The organism is Ferrovibrio sp. (assembly GCF_035304305.1).
Taxonomy (GTDB): Bacteria; Pseudomonadota; Alphaproteobacteria; order Ferrovibrionales; family Ferrovibrionaceae; genus Ferrovibrio.
This window is the reverse complement of record NZ_DATGQG010000159.1, coordinates 1-6,322: the sequence shown is the minus strand read 5'-3', so window position 1 is coordinate 6,322 and position 6,322 is coordinate 1. Positions and strand designations below refer to the sequence as shown.

The following is a 6,322-nucleotide window of genomic DNA, read 5'->3' as shown; positions in this document are numbered from 1 at the left end:
GGCCGCGTGAAGAAGAACGAGCGCGTGGTGCTGTTCAACTGCGCGAGCGGCCTGAAATACCCGATGCCCGAAGGCGGCAAGCCGCTCGATCGGCACGGCGAGATCGATTACGCGAAGCTGTAAGCATCAATACCACTGTCATGGCCGGGACAAGCGCGGGCATGACAAGAGGATCAAGACTGGCCCGACTCCCGCAGGAAGTAGATCAGGTCGAGCTCCGGCGGCTCGACGCCGGCATGGCTGAGCAGGCCGTGCACCTGGCCGCGATGATGGGTCTGGTGATTGAAGAAATGCGTCAGCGGCGGGAAGAGCGGATCGGTGAATTCGTCGCCCCGCATGTTGCGGTAGGTGAAGCTTCCCGACAGCGCGGCGGAATCGAGGCCGTCGGTGAAGGCGATGATCTCCGCGTCCTTGGCCTCGCGGGCGGCGCGGAGCGTGGCGAGATCCTCGTGCAGGATCATGTCCAGCCTGGTCAGATGCGCCGGCACCGATCCCGTGAAGCGGCCGAGCCAGATGCTGTCGCCGACCAGGATGTGGTTCAGCGTCGCATGGATGCTGCCGAAGAAGCTCGGGCGCGGGGCAAAGTAGTCTTCCGGCGAAAGCATCGCGCAGGCGTCGTAGAGACGATTGTTGGCCCAGCGGTTGTAGCGAGCCATGCGGCGGACATGGTCGAGGGCGAGGTCGGTCATGGCGGCAGACTAGAGCCGCAACGCCGGCGCTGAGAAGCGCGGAATTGTCACGCTGCAATGGAGGGATTTTCAACGGAGCGGAAAATCAAATCGTCACCCTTGGGCGAAGCCCGAGGGTGACGGTCTCTGGAGCCTGAAAGCAAAACGGCCCGCCGTTGCCGGCGGGCCGCTGCAGTCAGCTCAGGCGGTGGCGCCTTACCACTCGGTCAGCACCGGCTCCATGCCGGCCTTGGTCAGCGCATCGGCGCGGGCCTTCTGCCAGGCCTTCATCCAGGCCGCGTCGTCGGCATGGCTGCCCTTGGAATGGGCGGCCCAGGCATCGGCCAGCACCTTCTGGCGCTTGATCAGGTCGTCGTTGTTCTTGTCGTATTCGGGCTTCCAGACGCCGATCTCCTTGAAATACTTGATCGCGCCTTCATGCACCGGCACGACCCAGTCGAAGACCTGGCGCTTGATGTCCCAGCCGACATTGCCCGGTGCCGCGTCCTTGTAGTCCGGGAAGAGCTCGACCATCGCCTTGGTCATGGCATAGACCATGCCGGCATCGACATTGGCGTAGGTCATCAGCACCGGATAGGGATAGGTCGCGCCCTCCACCGGCTTGTCCTTCGACAGGCCGGCGCCCTCGGTGCCCATGAAGGGCACGTAGAACGGCGCCTTGGCCTTCAGGCGCTTCCAGCCTTCGGTGTCGTTATGCGGCACCGTCGGCCAGGCGATCTTGCGCGGCGAGGTCTCGATCTGGAACGCCTTGCCCGAGATGGTCGAGGTGAAGGCGGCATCCACCTGGTTGTTGATGATGCCGTCCATCGCCTGGCCGAAGCCGCCGAACTCGACCTTCTGCACGTCGGCCCAGGTCAGGTTGGCAAAGGCCAGCAGCGCGGTGATGTTCTGGTTCAGCGACGGCGCGCCGACGACCCAGGCGACGCGCTTGCCCTTGAGGTCGGCCATCGTCTTCACGCCGATATCGCCGGCGGCGACGACCGTGAGCAGCGCATCGGAGTTGTTCAGCAGGATCGAGCGCACCGGCTGCGGACCCCAGTCCTTGGCGCCGAACTCGTACATGCCTTCCTGCACCATGTAGGTGCCGCCCACGCCGTTGGCGGAGAAGGGCACCTTGCCCTCGCGCAGCGGCACGGTGCGCGAGACGTCGTTCTTGCCCGGCAGTACGCGCAGCGTGATGCCCATCTTGTTCTTCAGGGCATTGCCGATCGCGACCGCCTGGTTGTAGCCGCCGGAGCCGACGTCATACGCCGTCCAGGTCAGCTGTTCGGGCAGCTTCTGCGCCCAGGCCGCGCTCGAAAGCGCCAGCGCCGCAGCGGTGCCGATGGCCGCAGCGACTCGAGTGGTTAATGCAACACGCATGGACGTTCCTCCGGTTTCTTCTACTTGGTTGCGGGTGAAAGTGTGGCCCGGTTGGCAAGCCTGAGCAACAGGAAAGCGGCCAGCAGCAGGGCGACGCCCGTACTGGCCAGCGTCATGTTGCTCACCGGGATGAGGTCGCTGCCGCCGGGCGTCGCCAGCGCGAAGCCGGCTGTCGCCAGCATGATGCGTGCGGCCGTGCGCAGGATGCCGCCGTGCAGCCGGCCGGCGCCGACCAGCCAGCCCTGTATCGACGCGGCGATCAGGAAGACGCCGAGCGCGGCGGTGGCGATCACGCTGATCACGTCGAGCGGCTCGCCTTTCAGGATCAGGGCGGGGTTGAGGGCGAAGAAGAAGGGCACGATGTAGATGATCGCGCCGAGCTTCACGGCCTGGAAGCCGATCTTGAACGGCGAGGTGCGGGCGATGGACGACGCAGCGAAGGTGGCCAGCGCCACCGGCGGCGTGATGAAGGAGATCATGCCCCAGTACATGATGAAGAGGTGCACGGCGAGCGGCTCGAGTCCGGCCTTGACCAGCGGCGGCGCCAGCACGATGGCAAGGAAGATGTAGCAGGCCGTCACCGTCATTCCCATGCCGAAGAAGAAGCTGGTGACGGCGCCCATCAGCAGCAGGATGAGCGCATTGTCGCCGGCAAGGAAGATCAGGTCGTTGGCCAGCGTGCCGGCCAGGCCGGTCACCGAGAAGGCGCCGATGATGAAGCCGACGCCGGCGAGAATCGCCACCAGTTCGGCCAGCGCGCGACCGGTGGCCATGACCAGTTCGAGCAGCGACGCCCAGCCGAGCCGGTGTTTCGGCAGGATCTGGTTGATGACGAGCAGAAGCGCGGTTGCGAAGAAGGGCGCGGTGGCCTCGCGCTGTTCCTTCACCATGAGAAAGATCAGCACGACGAAGACGAGGATGTAAAGCCAGCCCTCCTTCAGCGTCGCCCACAGCCGCGGCAGTTCGTCGCGCTTCAGGCCGCGCAGGCCCTGCTTGGCCGAATAGGCGTCGATCTGCACCGCGAGGCCGAAATAGAACAGCAGCGCCGGCACGGCAGCAGCCAGCGCGATCTCGCCATAGGGAATGCCGAGGAAGCTCGCCATCACGAAGGCGGTGGAGCCCATCACCGGCGGCATCAGCACGGCGCCGGTCGAGGCCACGGCCTCGACGCCGCCGGCATAGTCGGCGCGGAAGCCGGTGCGCTTCATCGCGGGAATAGTGACGACGCCGGACGAGATCACGTTGGAGATCACGCTGCCGGAGATCGAGCCCTGCAGGGCGGAGGAGATCACGCCGACTTGCGCTGCGCCGCCGCGCACGCGGCCGACCAGCGCGAAGGCGACGTCGTTGAAGAAGCGGCCGCCGCCGGTGTGGTTGAGCGCGACGCCGAAGACGATGAAGCCGATGACGATCTCGCCGAAAGCCTTCATCGGGATGCCGAAGGCGCTTTCCGACGAAACGATGTGATAGGCCAGCGTGTCTTCCAGCGTCTGGCCGATGCCGCGGACCGGTCCTGGCATCACGTCGGCGAAGACCGGATAGAGCGACACCAGCGTGACGATGATGAAGATCGCCGTGCCGCCGGAGCGGCGCAGAGCCTCGAGGATCAGCACCCAGAGAATGGCGCCGAGAATCTTGGCGGTCGTCGGCGGCGCGAATTCCCAGCCCTCGCCGAGGATGCGCTCGGACTGCCAGGCGAACCAGCCGATGCAGCCGATCGCGACCAGCGAGAGCAGGATGTCGGCCACCGGCAGGCGGTCGTTCGGCTTGCCGTTCCAGGGATAGGCGAGGAAGACCAGCGGCAGGGTGGCGCCGGCCAGCACGAAGAGGTAACGGTTCTCCACCAGGGTGACGTTGAAGAGCCGCAGGTTGAACTGCTGGTTCAGGACGATTACCAGCGCGCCGAGCGTGAGGGCGACGAAAACGGCGCGGAGCACGGGAGGCAGACGGCGATAGGCCAGATCCTCGGTCATGCGCTCGGCAGGCGAAATCTCGTCGGCGCGCGCAGCGCCGGCCCCCTGTACCATTCTATGTCCTCCCTGGGCGCTGCCCGATTGTCGGACAGAGCTTAAGCGTCACCGCCGGTTCGTCAACAAACGGCTGGCTGCCGCCGCCCGCCGGCGTTCAATTCCAGCGGGCGGCAGCAGGGCGGTGCCGGGGAGGCCTCCGGAAGCGCGGTCAGTTGCGGTCGATCGGCAGGTCGCGCAGCACCATCGGCCTGCGCCAGAAGGGCTGCGCCGCCTCGAAATCGGCAACGCCCGGGTCGACGCCGGCATCGCGCAGGCTGCGGGCATCGATCTGCGCCAGCAGCCGGCGCTGTTCGCTGCGCCTGCGCCAGAGCGCGATTTTCTCGCGCAGGCTGCCGACCAGCATGCGCCAGGTCGGCTGGTTCAGCCCTTCCAGCGCGCGCGGGTCGGGCAGACCTTCCAGCCAGTCGAATGAGACATGCTCCTCGGCCGCTCTCGGCTTCAGCCAGTCGGGGCGCCGGGATTCGGTGGCATCCTGACGCGGGACGGCAAAAGGCCGTGCGATAAACGAACGATCGTGCTTTTTTGTCGCGGTATTCCGGGACAGAAGGGCAGGCATCATGGGAGACTCACTTTCGTTAGGTGGTTTCCGGGGACGCTACTTTAATCAGTGCCGGACGGACGACCGGGCAAGCAGGTCGGCAAAGGCCTGCTGGCTGCGCTCGACAGCCTTCTCGTCGCGCAACAGGCGACGGTAGTATTTCAGGGCCATCAGAATGCCCTGCATCTCGTAGGCGAACTGGCGCGGGTCCAGATCGGGGCGGAAATGGCCCTCCTCGATGGCAATCTGGGCGGAGCGGGCGAGCGTCGCCTGCCACCGCGCCTGCATCTCGCTGAGCTGGTCGCGCACCGGACCGGGCTTCTCGTCCACCTCGGCCGACAGCTTCATGAAGACGCAGCCGCCGGGCATGCCGTCGGTATGCAGGCTCCAGTCCATCCAGTTGCGGAAGATCGCCTCGATGCGCGGACGGCCGCGCGGAAACGCCTTTGCCGGCGTCCAGACCGCTGCCATGAAGCGCTGGCCGGCTTCCTCCAGCACCGCCTTCTCCAGCTCCTCCTTGGAACCGAAATGGGCGAACAGGCCGGATTTCGACATCTTCAGCCGGTCGGCCAGCATACCGATGGAAATTCCCTGGAACCCCTCGGTGCTGACGGCACTCAGGGCCTCGGAAAGAATCGCCGAACGGGTTTTGCGGCCTTTGCTCATGAAGTGAATATACGAACGGTCGTTCGCAAGATCAAGCCCGCCTTGGTCGCCCCTGGTAAACTTCCCGTGCGCAGCGCAGGAAAGGCGCGGTCCGGCCGTGGGCGTGAGGCGCCGCGAAACCGAGAAAGAGAAGGGGATTGTCGATGCCGACCCGCCGCGACCTGCTGCTCCAGGCAGCGATGTTCTCCGCTCTTCCCGGCCTCGGCTACGCGCAGACCCGCGGCCTGACTCCGCCACTGGAACCGACGCCGGCCTGCGGCGCCGATCCGACCCCGGCCCAGACGGAAGGACCCTATTACACGCCGCTCTCGCCCGAGCGCCGCAGCCTGCTGGAACCCGACCTGCCCGGCATCCGGCTGCGGCTCGGCGGCTATGTGCTCGACCGGAGCTGCCGCCCGGTGCCACGCGCGCTGGTCGATCTCTGGCAGGCCGATGCGCAGGGCCGCTACGACAATGATGGCTATCGCCTGCGCGGGCATCACTTCACCGACGAGGAAGGGCGCTGGCAGGTGGAGACGATCCTGCCCGGCGCCTATCCCGGCCGCACCCGCCACATCCATGTGAAGGTGCAGGCGCCGCAGCAGCCGGTGCTGACCACCCAGCTCTACTTCCCCGGCGAGCCCGGCAACGCGCGCGACCGTCTGTTCCGCCGGTCGCTGCAGGTCAGCCGTGCCGGCGACGAGGCCGGCCAGATCGCACGCTTCGACTTCGTGCTGGATATGGGATGAGGCTGGACTCTCGGTCCGCGCCGAGGGAATGACTTGGGGTTAGTCATTGTCAGGCCCCCGCCATGACGATGAATGTGGCGAGGCTCTCGCTTGACCCGATGATCTCGGAGGACCATCGTCGCCGCCATGATGGATCTTGCCACCCTGCTCACCTTCGCCGCGGCGGCTTTTGCGCTGGCGCTGACGCCCGGGCCGGACATGCTGCTGGTGATGACGCGCTCGGTGGCGCAGGGCCGCGTCGCCGGGCTGGTGACGCTCGCCGGCATCACCGTCGGCTGCTACGGCCATGCGCTGGTGGCGGGCTTCAGC

General features: G+C 66.4%; 6 protein-coding genes and 1 pseudogene. 2 read left to right on the top strand and 5 right to left on the bottom strand.

Translation table 11 applies throughout. From position 1 onward, the window contains the following. Nucleotides 1-173: 173 nt before the first annotated feature. The 5 genes from VKZ87_RS17670 to VKZ87_RS17650 form a co-directional block, all read right to left on the bottom strand. Nucleotides 174-689 (bottom strand): DinB family protein, encoded by a 516-nt coding sequence (locus VKZ87_RS17670; protein WP_324222593.1) that lies wholly within the window; start codon nucleotides 687-689, stop codon nucleotides 174-176. A gap of 195 nt (nucleotides 690-884) precedes the next feature. After that, nucleotides 885-2,051 (bottom strand): TAXI family TRAP transporter solute-binding subunit, encoded by a 1,167-nt coding sequence (locus VKZ87_RS17665; protein WP_324222592.1) that lies wholly within the window; start codon nucleotides 2,049-2,051, stop codon nucleotides 885-887. Between the two features lie 20 nt (nucleotides 2,052-2,071). Then, complete coding sequence (locus VKZ87_RS17660) at nucleotides 2,072-4,078, bottom strand: TRAP transporter fused permease subunit (RefSeq protein ID WP_324222591.1); 2,007 nt, start codon at nucleotides 4,076-4,078, stop codon at nucleotides 2,072-2,074. A gap of 151 nt (nucleotides 4,079-4,229) precedes the next feature. Further along, on the bottom strand, nucleotides 4,230-4,640 hold the full coding sequence (locus tag VKZ87_RS17655) for a hypothetical protein (RefSeq protein ID WP_324222590.1): 411 nt from the start codon (nucleotides 4,638-4,640) through the stop codon (nucleotides 4,230-4,232). Nucleotides 4,641-4,685: 45 nt separating this feature from the next. After that, nucleotides 4,686-5,285: a TetR/AcrR family transcriptional regulator gene (locus VKZ87_RS17650; protein WP_324222589.1), complete on the bottom strand. Its 600-nt coding sequence runs from the start codon at nucleotides 5,283-5,285 to the stop codon at nucleotides 4,686-4,688. Nucleotides 5,286-5,428: 143 nt separating this feature from the next. Between VKZ87_RS17650 and VKZ87_RS17645 the strand changes: the two genes are divergently transcribed. Further along, a complete protein-coding gene (locus tag VKZ87_RS17645; RefSeq protein ID WP_324222588.1) occupies nucleotides 5,429-6,013 on the top strand; it encodes an intradiol ring-cleavage dioxygenase in 585 nt (194 codons plus the stop codon). Between the two features lie 126 nt (nucleotides 6,014-6,139). After that, nucleotides 6,140-6,322 (top strand): annotated as a pseudogene (locus VKZ87_RS17640) (LysE family translocator); the annotation flags it as partial.